General features: G+C 46.7%; 15 protein-coding genes. 9 read left to right on the top strand and 6 right to left on the bottom strand.

Translation table 11 applies throughout. The features are described 5' to 3' along the window. Positions 1-42: 42 nt before the first annotated feature. A complete protein-coding gene (locus ON006_RS14535; protein WP_244820518.1) occupies positions 43-2160 on the top strand; it encodes a metallophosphoesterase in 2118 nt (705 codons plus the stop codon). A 6-nt stretch (positions 2161-2166) separates the two neighbouring features. Here ON006_RS14535 and ON006_RS14530 read toward each other — a convergent pair whose 3' ends face one another. From ON006_RS14530 to cobA, 6 genes are all read right to left on the bottom strand, one after another. Beyond that, positions 2167-2637: a nitrate reductase associated protein gene (locus tag ON006_RS14530; RefSeq protein WP_244820517.1), complete on the bottom strand. Its 471-nt coding sequence runs from the start codon at positions 2635-2637 to the stop codon at positions 2167-2169. After that, positions 2637-4112: a rubredoxin gene (locus ON006_RS14525; RefSeq protein ID WP_244820516.1), complete on the bottom strand. Its 1476-nt coding sequence runs from the start codon at positions 4110-4112 to the stop codon at positions 2637-2639. Before ON006_RS14525 ends, ON006_RS14530 begins: the two co-directional genes overlap by 1 nt. Before the next feature lie 25 nt (positions 4113-4137). Then, complete coding sequence (locus ON006_RS14520; RefSeq protein ID WP_244820515.1) at positions 4138-7668, bottom strand: nitrate reductase; 3531 nt, start codon at positions 7666-7668, stop codon at positions 4138-4140. A gap of 153 nt (positions 7669-7821) precedes the next feature. Beyond that, positions 7822-9132, bottom strand: a complete 1311-nt coding sequence (locus tag ON006_RS14515; RefSeq protein WP_244820514.1) for a NarK family nitrate/nitrite MFS transporter — start codon at positions 9130-9132, stop codon at positions 7822-7824. A 49-nt stretch (positions 9133-9181) separates the two neighbouring features. Further along, positions 9182-10540 (bottom strand): alginate export family protein, encoded by a 1359-nt coding sequence (locus tag ON006_RS14510; protein ID WP_244820513.1) that lies wholly within the window; start codon positions 10538-10540, stop codon positions 9182-9184. 36 nt (positions 10541-10576) lie between these two features. Beyond that, a complete protein-coding gene (gene cobA / locus ON006_RS14505) occupies positions 10577-11335 on the bottom strand; it encodes a uroporphyrinogen-III C-methyltransferase (protein ID WP_244820512.1) in 759 nt (252 codons plus the stop codon). 275 nt (positions 11336-11610) lie between these two features. Here cobA and nirB point away from each other — a divergent pair, with 275 nt between their 5' ends. From nirB to ON006_RS14465, 8 genes are all read left to right on the top strand, one after another. Further along, positions 11611-14127 carry a nitrite reductase large subunit NirB gene (nirB, locus tag ON006_RS14500; RefSeq protein ID WP_244820511.1) on the top strand — a complete coding sequence of 839 codons (2517 nt, stop codon included), beginning with the start codon at positions 11611-11613 and terminating at the stop codon, positions 14125-14127. 82 nt (positions 14128-14209) lie between these two features. After that, positions 14210-14563, top strand: a complete 354-nt coding sequence (gene nirD / locus ON006_RS14495) for a nitrite reductase small subunit NirD (RefSeq protein ID WP_244820510.1) — start codon at positions 14210-14212, stop codon at positions 14561-14563. Positions 14564-14567: 4 nt separating this feature from the next. Continuing rightward, positions 14568-15998 carry an ATP-binding protein gene (locus tag ON006_RS14490; RefSeq protein ID WP_244820509.1) on the top strand — a complete coding sequence of 477 codons (1431 nt, stop codon included), beginning with the start codon at positions 14568-14570 and terminating at the stop codon, positions 15996-15998. Positions 15999-16021: 23 nt separating this feature from the next. Then, positions 16022-16696, top strand: coding sequence for a response regulator (locus ON006_RS14485; protein ID WP_244820508.1), 675 nt, complete (start codon positions 16022-16024; stop codon positions 16694-16696). A gap of 86 nt (positions 16697-16782) precedes the next feature. Beyond that, positions 16783-17700: a ThuA domain-containing protein gene (locus tag ON006_RS14480; RefSeq protein WP_244820507.1), complete on the top strand. Its 918-nt coding sequence runs from the start codon at positions 16783-16785 to the stop codon at positions 17698-17700. Between the two features lie 74 nt (positions 17701-17774). Continuing rightward, positions 17775-18008, top strand: a complete 234-nt coding sequence (locus ON006_RS14475; RefSeq protein WP_244820506.1) for a type II toxin-antitoxin system Phd/YefM family antitoxin — start codon at positions 17775-17777, stop codon at positions 18006-18008. Next, positions 18005-18403, top strand: coding sequence for a type II toxin-antitoxin system VapC family toxin (locus ON006_RS14470; protein WP_244820505.1), 399 nt, complete (start codon positions 18005-18007; stop codon positions 18401-18403). Before ON006_RS14475 ends, ON006_RS14470 begins: the two co-directional genes overlap by 4 nt. 376 nt (positions 18404-18779) lie before the next feature. Beyond that, positions 18780-19724 carry a hypothetical protein gene (locus ON006_RS14465; RefSeq protein WP_244820504.1) on the top strand — a complete coding sequence of 315 codons (945 nt, stop codon included), beginning with the start codon at positions 18780-18782 and terminating at the stop codon, positions 19722-19724. The last annotated feature ends 24 nt before the right edge of the window (positions 19725-19748 follow it).

Raw genomic sequence — 19748 nt, 5'->3', positions numbered from 1 at the left:
GCCAAACTATCACTACATTATTAGTATCACTACATTATCAGTATGAAATCATTGGTGTTATCCGCGACACTTCTGTTGCTTTGTACCTATCATGACAGTTCCGGTTTGGCTTTGAAAACGATCAAGCAAGAAAATAATGCAGCACTAGCGCTTTTGCGGGGCCCATATCTTCAATCCGCCACATCGACCAGCATTATCATTAGATGGAGAACAGACCAGCCCGCTACCAGCCGGGTCAGTATTGGCAATGCGGCAAACGCTTTGACCATTGAAATCGACGATAATAATCTCACTACCGATCACGTGGTGAAAGTGTCCGGGCTGCAAGCTAAGACGCGCTATTTTTATTCAATCGGGTCCATAACTGAGGTTTTGCAGGGGGATGCCAATAACTATTTTGAAACGACACCTGTTCCCGGCGCCATTGGCAAGTACAGAATAGGGGTTTTCGGAGACTGCGGGACTAACTCAGCCAACCAGCTGAATGTACGAAATCAAATGGGTGCGTACCTGGGTGCCAACTACATGGATGCCTGGCTCTTACTCGGTGATAATGCTTACAATACGGGTACAGACGCTGAATTTCAAAGCGGCTTTTTCAATGTCTATAAAGACAGTTTTCTAAAACAAAACCCGCTTTATCCCTGTCCCGGTAATCATGACTACGCCAATACGCTGGCGAGGCAGAATGACCATGCGATCCCGTACAACAACATTTTTAGCTCTCCAATTGCAGGCGAGGCTGGCGGCGTAGCTTCCGGAAATAATGCTTACTACTCATTCGATTACGGCAATATCCATTTTTTATCCCTCGATTCTTACGGCAGGGAAGATAATTCGACCAGGCTTTATGACACACTTGGAAAACAGGTTCAATGGATCAAACAGGACCTGGCTGCGAATGCTAATAAAGATTGGGTAGTGGCATACTGGCATCATCCGCCGTTCACGAAAGGCTCACATGATTCAGACACGGAAACCGAGCTGCTGAAAATCAGGGAGAATTTTATCAGGATACTGGAAAGAAGCGGTGTGGATCTGATCTTGTGCGGGCATAGTCACGACTATGAAAGATCAAAATTGATGAAGGGGCACTATGGCTTAGAAAACTCGTTTGATCCGTCATATCATTTAAGTTCTTCGTCGGGGAAGTACGACGGCTCTGTTGATTCTTGTCCGTATTTCAAGAAATCGGCTAGTAATGAGGGGACTGTGTATGTCGTATCCGGTTCGGCGGGGCAGCTTGGCGGAAGCAAAGCGGGCTACCCGCATGACGCGCTACCGTTTGCAGATGCTACACACGGCGGTGCTACGATGATGGAAGTGGAAGGTAATCGAATGGATATCAGGTGGGTAGGAGCCGATGGTGTCATCAGGGACCAGTTCACAATTGAGAAGGATGTGAACCAGAAACAGAGTCTTTCTATTAATAAGGGAGAGAGTATAGTCCTCAATTCATCCTATATTGGAAACTACATTTGGAGTACCGGTGCAGCAACCAGATCTGTTAATGTTACGCCGGACGTCGATACCCAGTTTATTGTAAAAGACGGTTTGCAATGCCTGAGTGATACTTTCAATATCCAGGTAACCAATCCATTGCCGGTTCGGCTGGTGTCATTTGTGGGGGCGGTAACCAACCAAAATTGCGTTTCGTTGAACTGGCAGACCGCAGGTGAGGAGAACGCTGACTATTTTGCGATTGAGCGGTCATTGAATGGCATCGATTTTAAAGAAATAAAGCAGGTAAAAGCGGCGGGAAATGCCGTTGAAGACTTGTTTTACAACTGGATCGACCAAAATGCAGCTACTCTTGATTCCAAAATACTTTATTACAGACTCAGGGAAGTTGATTTCAATACAAAATCACAACTTTCACGGATCATCGCCGTCAGACTTAACGATCCTGAAAATGTGGATGTGGTTATTGTTCCTAATCCTTCATCCGGGAATGAAACCCAAATTAAATTGATCGGAGCTGAGAGCCTGGAAGCAGAAATCGTTCTTAGTAATTTGTCAGGTCATGTTTTTAAAAGACAGGCTATGACATTAACGAACACATTACAGCCGCTTGCAACAGGAAAACGGAAAGCTGGGATCTATTTCTTGAAAATTAAAACCAAAGGAAGGGATATTATTAAAAAGCTGGTGATTTATTAACCACTCCTAGACAATTTGAAACTCCCGGAATGCCCTGGGGAAGTTTTTACCTTCATGACCCGACCGGCTGAGTTTCACCAGCGCAAAACGCTGCAATAGGTCTAGGTTTCTCCATTGGGTAATGGTAATGTCCGGGCAGTTCCATTCCTGTGCCTTGGAAATCACTTCGTCCGGTATCCGTTGCGTGTAAATCCAGTTGTCGTTCAATGTTTTCAAAATGTTCGGAACCACACCGGTATATTTCACAACGAGATTGTTCACGAAGTTCGCATAGCGTTGAATGTCAGCGGGAAGCGAGCAAGGTAATTCAGCAAGCTGGTCTTTTTCCTGGTAATTCAGTTTTACCCAGTCCGAAAGCTGTAATTTAATGCGGCAGGTATCCAGTTTATATCGTACGATCATCGGTATACACCTCAGGTTGTCCACAAAATCGCTCTCAAATTGAAAGTAATGCGTTTTAATTTCCGGAGTTTTCATCAGGCTGCGGTATTTAATGCGATCAATTTATTCATTTCAACGGGCTGCATTGCTGACTTGGCAGTGTCGCAGGTAGGGCAGCAGTAAGTTCCGGGAAGTTCGTCGAAAAGCGTTCCGGCGGGAATGTTCTTGGAAATATCCCCAAATTCCGGATCGTAAACCGTCAGACAGTCCGGGCATTGGTGGACGAGCTTTGTGTTTTTTTGAATAGTTTTCAGTTCGTCCGGCTCAGTTACTACGGTTCTGAAAGTTTCTTTGGAACGCTGGTTGTTAAATCTGCGGCACAGACGTTCCAGTTGCACCGCCACGTGAATTTTGAAAAGTCCTTTCTCAAACAGCAGTTGGGTACGGCTGTTTGGATTGAAATTTTCAGTATAATAAATGTCATAAACGCTGAATATTGCAAGCTGGCCGATGGTTATCAAAGGGCGTTTTTTGACCAGTATGGAGCCAAAAACCTCTGATTTAGTACGGGTTTGAATACCAAAACACAAGCCAAATGTACGGGTGTCGTTTTTTTCAAAGTATCGGAGCAGCTTATTTTTGAGGATAGCGCCGTCCTGGTTATGATCCTCCGTTTGCCAGGCCAGTTCGTTGGCCGCATGCCTTACGTTGATATTGTGTTTGCCCAGAATTCCACTCCATTCGGCCCGGTACTGGTCAATGATGCCTTTGATTACAAGTGATTTCCAGGGTGTTGTGCATATTTCCCCAATCCTCGTTTTAAGGCATAATGCGCAAATGTCGAGCAATAATTCGATCGGGAACTGCTCGTCTCGACGGTAAAGCCCCAGCCAGGTACGCGATTCGTACCGGTTGAAACCTTCGTAATAAGGAAGTGAGAACGACGGAAGTTCCAAGTCCTGGGCGGCAGGTTGCGATACATACCGTATTTGAGCATTCACTGCGGCAAACAGCGATTCTTCATCATTACATTCACCCGCCAGCATACAGGTTTCCACGGTTTTCGCAACCTTCCCGATTTCATTAGTATATATCAGGTCTTTCCATTTGAAGATCAAATTGCTTTGCTTGAACCGTACATACAAGTACCAGAAATGTGGCTCAGGCGAAGATATAAAATTGAGGTTGCCGGTAAAAAAAGGCGTAAAGCTCTGATTGGAATCTGAAATATTGATTTTTAGCAATGGCTCGAAATCGAAGCTGTCAAGAACAGAATGGTACTCATTCGCAACCAGCCATTGCCCTGTCCGGAACACGTCCTCGCCGCAATATGAGCTTACAATATTCGGATTCCGATCCGTATTGGTCTCATAAATAACGCCTATTTCCTTGAAATTCCGTTCGAGACCACGCATATCCTCATAGTGCACGGTCATGAGCATTTGCTGGCGGGAGCCAAAGCGCACATTGCGCACATTGGCCTGCCAGGCGGCAGATAAAATATCTTTCAGATAACCCGGAGAAGCAATGCCGCCGGGCAGGTTAATTTTGATGTTATAGTAATCTCTCATCGCTTTACCCGTTTGAATGAAGTGTTCATACCAAAGCCGCCTCTGTCATTTTTTCCAAAATGGCCCTTACTTCCGGTCGGCAAGAGCCACAGCCGGTTCCGGCACCGGTTTTTTGGCACAACGTCTGGAAGTCGCTGCAGCCAGCGGTAATGGCATTTTCAAGGTTTCCCTGGCCCACATTGTTGCAGGAGCAAACCAGTTTTCCCTGTAACGGTTCTGCTTTCTGGCTGGCGCGCAACAGTTGCAGGCGTTTTTCAGAAAGTTCGATACCATTCGCGATCAGGTCCCGGAATTCGAGAAACTCGTTTTTATCACCGATCAGGATAGTTCCTACGAGCTTATCACGGTGTACAATGCATTTTTTATAATATCTTTTCGATTTATCAATAAAAACGATCTGCTCATAAGCCGGATCGTTCGCGGGAACGTCGATCAGTCCGATGCTGCATAGGTCCAGGCCTTCCATTTTGAGGATATTCATAGAAGTACTGCCGGTGTAAGGCTGCGAAATGTCGCCCGTCAGGTATTTGGCGATCACTTCCGACTGCTGTTCGGCGGCGAGTGTGATACCCCACATTTGCCCGTTCCACTCAGCAATTTCGCCTGCCGCGTAAATGTCTTTGTCAGATGTTTGCAGGTAATCGTTCACCATTACGCCCCGCTTGCAATCCAGCCCTGCTTCCTGGGCAAGTTCAATGGTCGGAACCGTTCCTATCGCCAGTACCACTACCTGACAGTTGATTTTTCTGCCGGATTTCAGCCTGAGGCCTTCCACTTTTTCGGAGCCGGAGAAGGTGGCGACTTCATCATTGAAATAGATCTCAATGCCACGGTTCAACAGTTCCTGGTACAACAGTTCGCTGGCCAATGGATCCAGCTGCCTCTCCATAAAACGTCCACTGCGCTGAACTACGCTCACTTTAATGTTCATTTCAACAAAAGAAGCCGCCAGTTCGAGGCCCAGGATACCGCCGCCGACAATGACCGCATGCGGATCAGGCTGTTTCAAGAACGGCAGGAGTTCATCGGCATCCATCCGCGACCGCATATTAAAAATACCCGGCAGATTAGGAACGCCTTTGGGCATGAATGCTTTGCTGCCCATTCCCAAAATCAGCTTGTCGTAGCTGTGTTCCAATCCGTTACTGTCGATAATGGTCTTGTTCTTACGGTCAATATGGACAATGCTGACGCCCTTGTGAACAATAATATTGTTTTCTTCAAACTGATCTTCCCTCAATTTAACAAGCTGCTCCCAGTTCTGCGCGCCGCTGATATAGTCAGGCAGCATGACCCGGTTGTAGAACGGATAAATCTCTTTGGAAAAAACATGGATTTCGTCGTCCTGATTCAAGGTGCGGTAGGTATTGATAAAACCTAATCCCGCTGAACCTGCGCCGATAATGATGATTTTTTCAAAGGGTTTTTTATACAAAGCGACTTGTACCGCCGAGAATTTGAAGTCTGGTTCTTTGGATTTTGGGTCAACCAGATTATTGGTCAGGTTATTGGCCCTGCCGAGGTTGCTACCCAATATTTTTCCCCAATGCATTGGTAAAAAGCAAAGTCCGCGCCGCACGTCATCCGTGAGCTGCACTTTCACCCGTACCTCGCCGCGCCGCCCGCTCACTACCACGAGCTGCCCTTCCTGAATGTTCCGGTCTTTGGCGTCTTCGGGGTGGATTTGCACAAAAGGCTGGGGGATATGCTTGTTCAGCTTGGCGACACGACCGGTTTTGGTCATGGTATGCCATTGGTCACGGATCCTGCCGGTAGTGAGTACCAGCGGGAAATCTTCGTCCGGTTGTTCAGACGTATTTTCGTCGGCAACTGCGTGAATTTGCGCCCTTTTATTTTGGGTATAAAACTGATGATCCGTAAAAAGCCGTTTGGTACCAGGGTTTTCACCATAATAGGTTTCCTGGCCAAGGGGCAAAGGCCATTGGATGCTTCTGTTTTTTTGTATCAAATCATAATCTACACCGGTAACATCAATGCTTGTTCCAGCCGTGACGCGCACGTATTCGTCATAAACCTGAGAGACATTCTGGTAGTTAAATGACTTTCCGAAACCCATTTTCTCAGCGAACCGCCAGATAATTTCCGAATCAGGCAGTGCTTCGCCTGGGGCGTCGATGGCTTTGGGTAAATGCGTGATGCGTCTTTCCGCATTGGTCATGGTGCCTTCCTTTTCCAGCCAGGCTGCTGCAGGTAGTACCACATCCGCAAAATGCACCGTATCGGCGCGGTTCGAAACATCCTGAACTACCACAAAACGTGCTTTTTTTAATGCACTTTCAGCGACATTGATATCCGGCATACTGACCAATGGATTGGTATTGATGATCCAGATCGCTTTCAGCCGATCGTCAGCCAGCGCTTCGAACATTTCGGTTGCTGTGAGCCCGGGTTTATCGGCAATTTTGACAGGACTTTTCCAGAAGTTTTCCATTTCCTCCCGGTGCGTCGCATTCAACACTTCCCGGTGCCCCGGAAGAATGTTGGCCAGCCCGCCGGTTTCGCGTCCGCCCATGGCATTAGGCTGTCCGGTCAGTGAAAAAGGCCCATTGCCAGGCTTGCCGATTTTTCCGGTAATCAAATGCAAATTGATCAAAGAGAGGTTTTTGTTAACCCCTATCACGGACTGATTCAACCCCATTGTCCAGAAAGACAGGAAGCCGTTCGCTTTTCCAATCCATTCAGCAGCCTGTTCGATAGCATCCGGCTGGATACCACAGATGTCAGCTGCTTCCTGAATTGTTCTCTGCATAATTTTTTCAACAAAGGCCTCGTACCCATCAGCATGATCGCGGATGAAATCATTGTCCACGTAACCCTTTTCAACCAATATTCTGCCAATGGCGTTGTTCAAAACAATGTCCGTGCCGGGCTGGATCTGCAAATGGAGGTCCGAAGAACGAACAGTATCTGTACGGCGCGGATCGGCACAAATGATCTTTACATGCGGATTGGCGGCTTTATGAGCTTCCACTCTGCGCCAGATAATGGGATGGCACCAGGCAGGGTTCGCCCCGGTAACATAGATCACATCGGCCGCCTCGATGTCATCGTAGCAAACCGGCACGCTGTCCTCGCCCAGTGCCAGCTTGTAACCCACCACCGCAGAACTCATGCAAAGGCGCGAGTTGGTATCAATGTTATTGGAACCTATAAAGCCCTTGATCAGCTTGTTGACCAGATAATATTCTTCTGTCAAGCATTGACCTGATACATAAAAAGCAACCGAATCGGGCCCGAATTTTTTTATAAATGTCTTGAAAACAGCAGCAGTTCTTTCCAATGCATCATCCCAGCTCACTTTTTGCAAAGGCATGGACCTGTTGAGGCGCATTTGAGGATATAACAGTCTGTCCGACTGGTCCATCACGGTGTAATGCAGGTTCATTCCCTTCGAACAAAGCATTCCTTTGTTCGAAGGGTGTTCCTTGTCGCCTTCCAGTGTCAGCTGGCCATTTGTTTCCTTCGTAACCACGACCCCGCAACCCACGCCACAATAGCAGCAGGTTGATTTGAAGGAATTGGATGTCGTTTTCATGATTTGATGATGTTTTTTAGAAACAGGTAGCCGCTCTTCGGCTTGGTTAGTGCGTACGATCAGCGTTTTTGGCTCCGTAGGAGCCCCCCCTGTTTCTAGGAAAAAGATTTGATGTTCATGATTTTTTGGCCCCGGCGGGGCCGCCTGTTTATGTTACGCCTCGGCTGTTTCCAATGCACCGGTTTCGGGCACAACGCTTCTGGTTTTGTCAAAGTTGATCAATGCTACTACTGCGGCGATACATGCTATGGCTACGCCAATGTAAATGAATGCTTGTGAGTAGGAGATAGAGCTGGATTTGAAGAGGAAGCCTGCGAGAACCGCACCTACATTACCTCCCGCACCCACAATCCCGCTCACGGAACCAATCGCTTTGCGGTTAATGAAAGGCACGATGGCGTAGGTAACACCATTGGCCATTTTCAGGAACATGGCGAAGGAAAGCATTGTGATCACCGCTACTGCGATGCTTCCGCTTTGTGCGAAAAGTGCAATACCGATTCCTTCCAGGGCCAGCAACAAAGCAAGCAAACGTCCCTTGCCGATCATTCCGTACTTATTTCCAACTTTATCAGCCACGATACCACCTACTGCACGGGCGAAAATATTCATGAAACCAAATGCTCCGGCGAGGATACCCGCAGTGGCCAATGTGGTGTTGAAGTTCTCAAAGAAGTAAAGCGCGGCGACATTATCGAAGGTAATTTCAATGCCAAAACATGCCCCGTAGGCTAGGAAAAGCGCCCAAGTACGTGGGTCTTTCATTGCTTCCAGCAATGAACCTTTGGTTTTTACAGCCTTTGGGTTGGAGATCGCCAGTTCTTCAAAGTTACCAGCCGGGGTGTCTTTGGTAAAACGGTAGTATACAAATGCGAAGATCAGCAGCATCACGCCGGGGATCACCATGGCAATTCTCCATGCTGACGCAGGAAGGTAACCCAGTCCTACAACACCAGCGAAGATCAGTGGCATAACCATGTTGGTAATACCGCCACCCAGGTTACCCCAGCCACCGGCCACCGCATTGGCAGTACCGACGATTTTCTTGTCAAACATGACCGAAGTGTGGTATTGAGTGATCACAAATGATGCACCAATAACACCGATAGCAAGCCTGAAAAGAAGAAAACCCTCATAGGAATGTACCAGCCCGACTGTCATCACCGGTATGGAACAGATCCCCATTAATGCTGCGTAGGTTTTTCTCGGTCCCCAGGTGTCGCAAAGTTTCCCGATCAGAATACGGGCGACGACGGTTGCGGCAACAGATGCGATGATGATATTTCCGATCTGGCTCTTGGTCAGGCCGAGATCCGTTTTAATGACGGTCATTAATGGAGCCAGTCCGAACCATCCAAAAAAGCAAAGGAAGAACGCCATCCAGGTCAGGTGGAAGGTGCGCATTTGTACGCCTTTGAAACTGAAAATGTTCAACTTTTCAAGCGGCTTATTAGTCGTTTCCATAGTAATAAGAGTTATGAGATTGATGGTTGTTACAGGAAATACTTATTTTTTATTTCAAAAATTCAGGCTTGATATTGATCATCAGATAAGCCCAGTTAGCCATTTTTTGCGGGTCTTTCACACCTTTAACCTGCGCCAGGCTAGTGGTAGGAAGGAACGTGCAGTAGCCGCCCTGGAAGCTGATCGTTTTGGTAAGATTGTAAGTAGCTATAATATCCAGCTCGTTACCGAAGTTGGCCGAGAGCTTTTCATCCTTGGCATTGCGCACCTGTGCTGAGCTTGAAAACTGGTGCAGGTCTGCCTGTAACACCAATTTATCCGAAGCTTTGATTACTGTATTGATATAAAAGTCGGTGAGACCTCCCTTGCCAAAACCATTGGCTGTATAGAAGTAATCCATTTGGCCCCAGAACTTGTGCGGAGTGCCATAAAGGGGATCAAATGTCCTGTTTTTGCTTGATCCTGTGCTGGTTCCGGAAGTGTAGTCAAAGCCCGGTCCGACAGAGAATACCTTGTTCATCGTGTACAACCCGCGTACCGAGTACATGTAGGAGCTCAGGGATGCGCCGTCTTTGTCCTTTCCGGCCTGATAGTATGCATTGGCCGTCAGGTTCCAGGATTTACCCAGTTTGGTTTGCAGGTAAGGGCCTAATGTTACCCTGCTCCAAGTTCCTTTTTGCACTGTTCTTGTACCGGCTTCTGCAACCGCATATTTTTGAAAATCATCCTTTAAAACCAGGAATGACGCCGTTCCCTGTTTCAATTTCTTGCCTAAATAAAGAAATTGAAGCGATTTGTACATCGTACCGATTCCGTTGGTCCCCGCTGCATAGCCACTAGGTACGCCGTCGTACAAAGTTCCGGTTTTGAGCTCACGGTTTTGGTTATACGCAAATCCCAGGTGCGCAGTGAAGCCATTGTTTCCGTATTTTATCAAAGCAGCGTCGTGGCGTCTTGCCTGTTGGAGCCAGTCCAGGTTACCCAACACACGGCTATCGTCATACAGCAATTCCTGTCGCCCGATTTTCAAGGCAAACTCTTTTCCCAGCTTGGTCTGGTTCGTGTCCAGCAGGCTGATCTCGCCCCATGCCTCATGCAACATCAGGCCGTTAAGTCCCTGGTTGGTAATGCGGTTGTTGGTAGATGCATCCTGTCCCCAAACCCTTACGTCTTGTACCGCCACGAAAAACTGTGTCCGGTAGCCCTTGTAACCAGCATTAAGCCTGGTTCTTTGCGAAGTGAAAAAGGCCGGTTTGTCACTTTTTGACAACGGCGAACCCTGTCCGTGCAGAAGTTCTGTCCGGGTTCTCAACTGTCCCGAAGCACTGAACTGGGCGTAGGATGTACGCGGGGCCAGCAGACCGATCCCGGTGATACCCAGCAAAAGGAGGTAAACGGTTGTTTTCATTTTATGGTTGGTTAATTGGAGTGCTTGGTGGTATTCTCAGGATACTAAACTCATACTCTGCAAATATTCAAGGGCATAGGAAGGGTGCAATGCAACCACTTCGCCCAGGATCATGATGGCAGGTGTGCCGATATTATTCTCTTCAACCAGTCTCGGGATCTCCCAAACTTGTCCCATTACACTCTTTTCGTCCGGGCGGGTGCCGTTCTGGATCACTGCCATCGGCAAATGTCCTCTTCCGAAATGTTTATAAAGCGAGCAGATCTCCGTCAGTTTGCTCATGCCCATTAAAACGACTACCGTTGCTTTTGACTGGACCGCCAGTCTGATATCGTCCGAAAGTTCTCCGTTTTGCGTAGTACCGGTGATCACCCAGAAGCTTTCACTCACTCCGCGGCGGGTTACCGGTATGTCGAGGGAGGCAGGTACCGCAATGCAGCTGGATACGCCGGGTATTACTTCGCAGGTGATGCCGTGGTCTCTTGCATATTCCATTTCCTCATGGCCCCGACCGAACACGAAGGAATCTCCGCCTTTCAGCCTCACTATATGCCCGCGCTTACGTGCAAGGCGTACGATCAATCCATTGATTTCCTCCTGAGAGAAGGATGAGCTACCGGCTTTTTTGCCTACGTACATTTTCAATGCGTGCTCGGGAGCAAATTCCAGGATGTCGGCATTTGCCAGTTCATCGTAAAGAATAACGTCCGCATTTTTCAGTGCCTTGATTCCCTTCAGCGTGATTAGTTCCCCGTCTCCCGGGCCAGCTCCCACCAATGTCAGTTTCGCCTCCATCTCTTATATATAATAGGGTGAATATTAGAAATGTACTATATATAGTAAATTGTAACTATATCAATTGTTGGTTCAAATTTAAGGGCAATATTTTATAAAACAATGCTTTTGCCAAAATATATGTTTAGTTTTGATCATAAACACGAATAAAAAATTAGGAAATTGAATAAATGCGATTTAATTTTGACCATTGAAAATTTAGTTAACAGAGGCTTAATATTTAAATAATACAATAAAATAATAATGTATTCACAAATCAATAGTTATTATTTACTATGAACACTACCTCAAACACCCATGTTGTCGTTGTCGGCAATGGTATGGTCGGCTACAAATTCTGTGAAAAATTACTGGGCAGAAAAAAAGAAGGTCAGCAAATTACACTGACAGTTTTCGGCGAAGAGCCTCGTGTAGCCTATGACAGAGTGCATTTGAGTGAATACTTTGCTGGTAAAACAGCAGACGACCTCACACTGGCGGGCGCTGAATGGTATGCTGAAAACGGAATACGCTTATTTCTGTCGGATCCGGTAGTGGACATTGACAGAGAAGAAAAACTGGTTAGATCGCACCATGGACATATAGTTCATTATGACTACCTGGTACTAGCGACAGGCTCAGGAGCATTTGTTCCCTCGATCCCGGGTGTTGAAAAGGACGGGGTGTTTGTGTACCGGACCATTGAGGACCTGGAATTTATTCAGTCCTACGCACGCAAGGCGAAAAAGGGTGCAGTGCTGGGTGGTGGATTACTTGGATTAGAGGCGGCGAAAGCTTTGCTGGACCTTGGATTGCAGGAAGCACATGTGGTAGAGTTTGCTCCAAGGCTGATGCCGAGGCAGATTGACGATGCGGGTTCGCGTATGTTGCAGGGGCAACTGGAAGCATTAGGTTTGCAAATTCATCTTTCTAAAAGTACACAGGAAATTAAAGGTGGCGATTGCATTGAAGGAATGCAGTTTGCTGATAATTCATTCCTGGATGTGGATATGCTGGTGATATCTGCCGGTATTCGTCCACGTGATGAGCTGGCCAAAATCGCAGGCCTTGAAACGCATCCAAGAGGTGGTATCGTGGTGAATAATCAGCTGCAAACGTCTGATCCATCGATCTTTGCGATCGGAGAATGTGCTTTGGCCCACCATATGATCTACGGCCTGATCGCGCCGGGCTATGAAATGGCGGACGTGGTAGCTATGATGCTGACGGGAGGCGAAAAGGAGTTTTTGCCCTATGATATGTCCACCAAGCTGAAACTGATCGGTACGGATGTGGCGAGTTTTGGCGATCCGTTTATCGAGGAGCCGGCTTGTAAAACAGTGCGTTACGAGAATAAAGCAAAAGGTGTTTATAAGAGGATCAATGTAAGTGCTGACGGAAAAACGCTACTAGGAGGGATCCTGGTGGGCGACGCGGAGCAATATAATATGCTGCTGCAAACCTGCAAGAATAAAACCATTCTTCCGCCGGATTCGGAAGACCTTATTTTGGGGTCAAGAGGCGGGGAGGAAGCAGGTGCGGGGGTGATGAGTTTCCCGGACGATGCTTTGATCTGTTCCTGCGAGGCGGTTACCAAAGGTATGATCTGTCACGAGGTAGGAGAGAATGGGCACCAGACCATTGATGCTATAAAAAAATGCTGCAAAGCAGGTACCGGCTGCGGCGGATGCGTACCGATGGTGAAAGACATTATCGCCGGGGTGATGAAGCAAAAAGGACTTTATGTACGGAATGTGGTTTGTGAGCATTTTGAGCATTCGAGGCAGGAGCTTCTGGATTTGGTGAAAATGCAGGGATTGAAAACGTACAGTGCGGTTTTGAATGAGTTTGGAAAAGGTGATGGCTGTGAGGTTTGTAAACCGGTAGTAGCATCGGTACTGGCCAGCTTGTGGAATGAAAATATTTTGCAAAAAGACCGTGCGACGATTCAGGATTCGAATGACCGGTACCTTGCTAACATTCAAAAAGGCGGTACTTATTCGGTAGTACCAAGGATCCCGGGTGGTGAGATAACCCCCGAAAAACTGATCGTGATCGGTCAGGTAGCTCAGAAATACGGGTTATATACCAAAATCACAGGCGGCCAGCGAATAGATCTGTTCGGTGCGCACCTGGGAGATCTGCCGGAGATCTGGGAGGAGTTGATCGGGGCAGGATTTGAAAGCGGCCATGCGTACGGAAAGTCACTAAGGACCGTAAAAAGCTGTGTGGGATCTACCTGGTGCCGTTTTGGAGTACAGGATTCGGTCTCGTTCGCCATTGAAGTAGAAGATCGTTATAAAGGTTTGCGGTCACCGCACAAGCTGAAATCGGCCGTATCTGGCTGTATCCGTGAATGTGCCGAGGCACAAAGCAAAGATTTCGGGATCATTGCCACCGAAAAAGGGTGGAATTTGTATGTATGCGGCAACGGAGGCTCCAAACCACAACATGCGCATTTGCTGGCGACGGATGTGGACAAGGAGACCTGCATCAAATTGATCGACCGATTCCTGATGTTTTATATCAAAACCGCTGACCCGCTGACAAGGACTGCGACCTGGCTCAATAAAATGGAAGGCGGGATCTCGTACCTGAAAGCAGTGGTAGTGGAGGACATTCTGGGGATTGCGGAGGAATTGGAACACGATATGCAAAAGCTGATCGATGTGTACCAATGCGAATGGAAGGAAGTGGTGGAAAGCCCTGAGCTACGGAAACGGTTTTCACATTTTGTAAATACGCCTGTGAAGGATCCGTCGATCTCATTTGAAGAAATGCGCGAGCAAAAGCGGGCCAAAGAATGGGCCTGAGAAAATAAGAAGGTAGTAGTAGGTAATATCTCCCAAACCCCGGGTTTTTCGCCTGGGGACCAAGGTCTAACCAACAAAAAACATGAAAACAATAACTGACACAACAAACCTGGTTACCTGGCATATAGCCTGTCACGTAAATGATATTCCGGAAGATGGTGGCGGCTGTGCCCTGATTGACGGAAAACAAATCGCTATCTTTAACTTCGCCAGAAGGGGTGAATGGTATGCAACCGACAACCAATGTCCGCACCGCCAGCAAATGGCCGTGTCACGCGGGATGATCGGAAGCCAGGACGGAGAACCGAAAGTTGCTTGTCCTTTTCATAAAAAAACCTTTTCATTGCAAAGCGGCCAGTGTCTCAATGACGAGGCTTACCAAATCAACACCTTCCCGGTTATGGTGAAAGAAAACCTGGTGTATATCGGATTATGAGCGAATGGAGAGACTTGATAAACGCGTAGCGGGCAGTCTGACACGGTTTTATGTAGTAGCACTTTGTGTTGTTGCTATGCTGACTATCAGTGGTTTATTTTTGATCAGAAGAACGATCAGTAATCTTAACCACGACAGCCGGGTCGTGAATGTTGCGGGAAGGCAACGCATGTTGAGTCAACGTCTCACTAAGCTGGCAATCCTTAAACTGGAAGGCCGGGAACACCGGGATTCAGTCAGTTTCAGCTCCCTGCTACAATTGTGGAAAGGGAGTAATGAAAGTCTGGCCCATAGAAGGTTACCTGTTGGCAGCGATTTTGTAACCTGGAAAAGTCCGCCACTGGATACGATGTTCCGCGACCTGGCACCGGTTTTCGACAGGATTTACCAGAATTTTCTGCTGATCAACGCGGATACGGTATCTCTGGGCGACAAGCAAAATGCATTGTCCGAGATATTGGCAAATGAACCATTGTTTCTTGCCAAAATGGACAAGATCGTTTTTCAGTTTGACAAAGAAAGCTTTGAAAGACTGGAAAACCTGGAAAGGATTGAATGGATCCTGGACCTGATGACGATCCTGGTACTAATCGCAGAAGGCTTACTGATTTTCAGGCCGGTGGTCAATACCACCAGAAGGGTCGTGAGAATGCTTACAGAGTCGGAGGATGCGCTGCAATTGTCCAACCAAATGCTGAAAGAGGCTAACTACCAGTTGCTGGAAGCCCAGAAGGAGTTGCTCAGGGTGGAGGAAGAAAAATATCAGTTGCAGCTGGCCGAAGACAGAGTCCGGGCCGGGGCATTGATAGAGGGACAGGAAGAAGAGCGAAAACGGTTTGCGCTGGAACTGCATGACGGGATTGGTCAGATGTTGACTGGCCTGAAACTACATGCTGAAAAGCTGAAAGTAGTACAATTTCATGATGAAAAACATCGAAGGAGATTTGAGCAACTGGTTCAACTGATCCAGGATACTATCCAGACGACCAGACAGGTATCCTTCAATTTAATGCCTTCTGTGCTGAGTGATTTTGGCCTGGCGTCGGCATTGCGGTTACTTGGAGAACAGACAGCAGACTCTTCGGGAATAAATATTGAGTTCGAAGGAGACAGCAGCCAGCGCATTGAAATGAGCCGTCCGATGGAAATCGGGCTATACCGGATTGCACAGGAAGCCTTAAATAATGCGGTCAAGCACGCAAATGCGGACATGATCAAGATAAAATTGGAACAAAATAAGAATCGCATTGTTTTGGAAATTTCTGATGACGGAAAAGGATTTTTAATTAGTAATTTGAAATCAGAAGAAGGATTTTCTTTGAACCGTAACGGAATGGAAAACATTCGAACAAGGTCTCAGTTGCTGAATGGGAAGATGGAAATTGTCTCAAAAGTGGACAGCGGAACGAAGCTGAGTATCACGGTTAATTTGTAAATTTTTGTTCCTGAAATATCAAAATGCCCATTAGGATCTTAGTTGTCGATGATCACTCGGTTGTAAGGCAGGGAATAATTACGCTGCTGGAAGACGAAGAGGACCTGCTGATTGCCGGAGAGGCGTCGGACGGCGATGAAGTGTGGGATTCCGTGGAGCGGGTAAAACCTGACGTTATCCTGCTCGACCTGACCATGCCGCGTGTTTCGGGACTGGAAGTGATCAAGCAACTTGTACCCGCTTTTCCCGGTATTAAAATATTGGTATTCAGTATGCATAACAACCCCGATTATATGCTGTCGTCGGCATTGAGCGGGGCTGCGGGCTATCTGCAAAAGGACACAAGCAGGGACGAAATGCTGAAAGCGATCCGAAGTATTGCCAAAGGAGAGCTATATTATCCGCCGTATGCGTCATCGGTTATCATCCGAAACCTCATTAAACAAGTCGGCAGGACTTCGGCTGAACCCGCAAGGGAATCCGAAGAAGCTACGGGCAGCAGCGTCTGGAAAATGATCACACCCCGCGAGCAACAAATCCTCAGGTGCCTCACCGAAGGCATGAGCAGCAAGGATATTGCTGAAAAATTTGACATCAGCTCCAATACCGTCGCGAACCAGCGTGCGAGTATCATGAAAAAAGCAAACGTAAAAAACACTGCAGAATTGATCAGTCTGGCATTGAAAACCAGTCGGTAACAGGTAAATGGCCTGATTTTTATAGTGTCTGTCCAAAGGTCTATTTGATTTCTGAAAACGGAAATCCTGATTTAAATCCATGGATCATGACAGGCAGGAAATTAAAAATCATGTTATGCTGTATCGGGCTGAGCGCAAATTTGTCAGCACAAATCCAAAACAATGGAGTCGTGTTGCCCACCAAACAGGCACAGAAGAAAATTGTGTTCATTGCCGGCCCTGATAGTCACGGGAAAGGTGAGCACGAACATAACGGCGGCAGTACATTGCTCGCCAAAGCGCTGAATGATAATGTACCGGGCGTGAATGCGATCGTGATCCACAACGAATGGCCAAAAGACAGTACCGTTTTGAGCGACGCCGATGCCATCGTGTTGTACATGGATGGGGGCGGCGACCACATGGCGCTCAAACATACCGAGGAGCTAGACAGGCTGATGAAAAAAGGAATCGGGCTGGTTAATCTTCATTTCGCACTTGAAGTGCCACAGGGAGAAAGCGGAAATCGCTTTCTGAGCTGGATAGGAGGATATTTTGAGATCAACTGGTCGGTGAACCCGGTTTGGGAGGCAAATTTTGCGAGCTTTCCCGACCATCCGGTAGCGAATGGCGTGAAACCTTTTGGTACGACAGATGAATGGTACTATCACATGCGGTTTGTCGACGATATGAAAAACGTGACGCCAATCCTGAAAGCGCTACCACCTGAAGCCACATTGAACAGACCTGACGGCACACATTCAAACAATCCGGCTGTTCGGGATGCTGTGATTACCAAAAAGGAGTTGCAGGTATTGGCCTGGGCCTATGACCGGCCGGGAGGAGGCAGAGGTTTCGGTTTTACGGGCGGCCATGTCCATAAAAACTGGCAAAATGATAGTTTCAGAAAGCTGGTTTTGAATGCAATCACCTGGACTGCTCACGTAGAAATTCCGGAAAATGGCATTCAGTCCCCAACCCCGACAGACAGTGAATTGAATGCTTTGACGAAACGGGTTAACTAGGAAGTACTAATGAACTGCTTAACTTGACAAGTTGACAACTTTTGCTATATTTGGTTGTAAATAAGAAAGATATCATGAAAACAATGAGCGTAGGGGAGTTCAAAGCCCATTTCTCACAGGTATTGAAGGAAGTTGAGAAAGGAGAAAAAATAGGGATCACTTTTGGGAGAAAAAAGGAAGTAAAAGCATTCCTGGTGCCCAAAGAAGAAAATAAAGAGCCGAGAAAACTGGGGATTTTGGAAGGGCAGGCAGGATACTTTATGAATGATAATTTTAAACTAACAAGCGAAGAAGAATTTGGAATATGAAGTACTTACTGGATACACACATTATAATCTGGACATTTTTTGAAACCCCAAAACTTTCCGAAAGCATTAAATCGATCCTTTCCAACAAGGACAACGATATTTACGTAAGCTCGGTAAATTTTTGGGAGATTTCTATTAAGGTTAATACCGGGAAAATAGGCCTGGGGAAAATTAGTCCCGAGGAATTACCGGGAATTTGCCTCGAAGCGGGTTTCAATTTGATTGACCTCAATACCACGGAAGCTAGTACTTATCATCAACTCGCAGCTCAATACCACAAAGACCCCTTCGACAGGATGCTGATCTGGCAGGCGATTTCGAACCGGTATACTCTGATTAGCGATGATGACAATATCAAAAATTATACTTCAGAAGGATTGAAAGTAGTCTGGTAAATCCAGTTTTTCAGCCGAAATAGCGTTATTTCCTTTAAAATTGCGGGAATCACTTGCCATTTTATTTTCTTTAACCTTACTTTGTCTATCAAATTAGTAGGATTCTTTCTTGTTAACCACCAACACGAGAGATAACCATAAAATCCGTTTCAATGATGAAATCGATGAATCCGTATTCTTCGCAACGTAATGTTGTGCCTGTGGTGGTACCATTCCCATATTTCCAGTGTGCCCCGGACTCCTGTTGTTGCTGCTAGTCTTCTTTTTCTGAAAGCCCCAGGTTTTCAGATCTGATATTCATTCCTGTTACTCATTATTAAATCTGCATAGTGGTAAAACCATGCGCGGACAAATCCATCACTACTACTTTATAATCATGAAAAAAATTAAATCACTACTTGCTGCGTCAATTTTGTCCCTGGTAGTTGCGCCTGTATTTGCACAGGAATCTGCTGATAACAAGGTAATTATCACCGGCGTGAGGTTTGCTTACCCACTTGTTGAAAAATGGATCAAGGATTATACTGCGGCGAATCCAAAATCTCAGATTGTCATTGAAACCAGGACGATAACTGATCCGCAGAAATATGACCTGCTGATTGAAGCTTATGATCAGGACAAGGCGGTGAAGGAAACACGCGAATACTTGTCGGTTGGGCGATATGCGTTGCTTCCTGTTGCCAATGCCAAGTCTGCATTTGCGAAAGAATATGCAGAAAAAGGCTTGAATGAAAAGACATATAAGTCCATATTCTTTCATGACATTTATGCGGAAAAAGATAAATCCATTACCACTCCTTTTACTATTTATACCCGTTTGCAAAAAGCCGGCGCTCCTTTGACATTCGCGAAATATTTCGGTTACGAGCAACAAAATATCAAAGGAAAAGCCATTGCTGGGGCTGACGAGCATTTGATCAAAGCGCTTTTGAAGGACGAAACCGGTATCAGTTATACCACTCCCGGCCTGGCGTACGATTTGCAATCGAGGAAACCTATCGACGGAATTACGATTATTCCGGTAGACCTGGACGGGAACGGGCGTATTTCGAAAGAGGAGAGAGCATTGGAAAACCTGGATCAGGTTATTGAGAGTCTGGAAAATAACAAGGTAAAGAATGTGCCGGTTGAGTATATTCACTTTTCAATTGACAAGCACAATTCCAATCCGGAAGCAAAGAAGTTTTTGCTTTGGGTGGCAACCAATGCTGTTGCGTCCCATGCTGATAAAGACTTGCACCAGTTTGGTTACCTGAAAGCCGAACCGAAACGTCTGGCAGACGACAGGGAAAAACTGGAAAGATTCGAAGCCGTAAAATAGAGCCCATCTTCTTTGTCTGTACCG

Origin of the sequence: Dyadobacter pollutisoli, assembly GCF_026625565.1 — a bacterium.
Taxonomy (GTDB): Bacteria; Bacteroidota; Bacteroidia; order Cytophagales; family Spirosomataceae; genus Dyadobacter; species Dyadobacter pollutisoli.
This window is presented reverse-complemented; position numbering and strand designations above follow the sequence as displayed.

Excerpts from the sequence above, each read along its gene's own strand:
- nirB (WP_244820511.1), top strand. The coding sequence starts at position 11,611 with ATGAACACTACCTCAAACACCCATGTTGTCGTTGTCGGCAATGGTATG.
- ON006_RS14475 (WP_244820506.1), top strand. The coding sequence starts at position 17,775 with ATGAAAACAATGAGCGTAGGGGAGTTCAAAGCCCATTTCTCACAGGTA.
- ON006_RS14510 (WP_244820513.1), bottom strand. The coding sequence starts at position 10,540 with ATGAAAACAACCGTTTACCTCCTTTTGCTGGGTATCACCGGGATCGGT.
- ON006_RS14470 (WP_244820505.1), top strand. The coding sequence starts at position 18,005 with ATGAAGTACTTACTGGATACACACATTATAATCTGGACATTTTTTGAA.
- ON006_RS14480 (WP_244820507.1), top strand. The coding sequence starts at position 16,783 with ATGACAGGCAGGAAATTAAAAATCATGTTATGCTGTATCGGGCTGAGC.
- ON006_RS14515 (WP_244820514.1), bottom strand. The coding sequence starts at position 9,132 with ATGGAAACGACTAATAAGCCGCTTGAAAAGTTGAACATTTTCAGTTTC.
- ON006_RS14485 (WP_244820508.1), top strand. The coding sequence starts at position 16,022 with ATGCCCATTAGGATCTTAGTTGTCGATGATCACTCGGTTGTAAGGCAG.
- ON006_RS14535 (WP_244820518.1), top strand. The coding sequence starts at position 43 with ATGAAATCATTGGTGTTATCCGCGACACTTCTGTTGCTTTGTACCTAT.
- cobA (WP_244820512.1), bottom strand. The coding sequence starts at position 11,335 with ATGGAGGCGAAACTGACATTGGTGGGAGCTGGCCCGGGAGACGGGGAA.
- ON006_RS14520 (WP_244820515.1), bottom strand. The coding sequence starts at position 7,668 with ATGAAAACGACATCCAATTCCTTCAAATCAACCTGCTGCTATTGTGGC.
- ON006_RS14465 (WP_244820504.1), top strand. The coding sequence starts at position 18,780 with ATGAAAAAAATTAAATCACTACTTGCTGCGTCAATTTTGTCCCTGGTA.
- ON006_RS14525 (WP_244820516.1), bottom strand. The coding sequence starts at position 4,112 with ATGAGAGATTACTATAACATCAAAATTAACCTGCCCGGCGGCATTGCT.
- ON006_RS14530 (WP_244820517.1), bottom strand. The coding sequence starts at position 2,637 with ATGAAAACTCCGGAAATTAAAACGCATTACTTTCAATTTGAGAGCGAT.
- ON006_RS14490 (WP_244820509.1), top strand. The coding sequence starts at position 14,568 with ATGGAGAGACTTGATAAACGCGTAGCGGGCAGTCTGACACGGTTTTAT.
- nirD (WP_244820510.1), top strand. The coding sequence starts at position 14,210 with ATGAAAACAATAACTGACACAACAAACCTGGTTACCTGGCATATAGCC.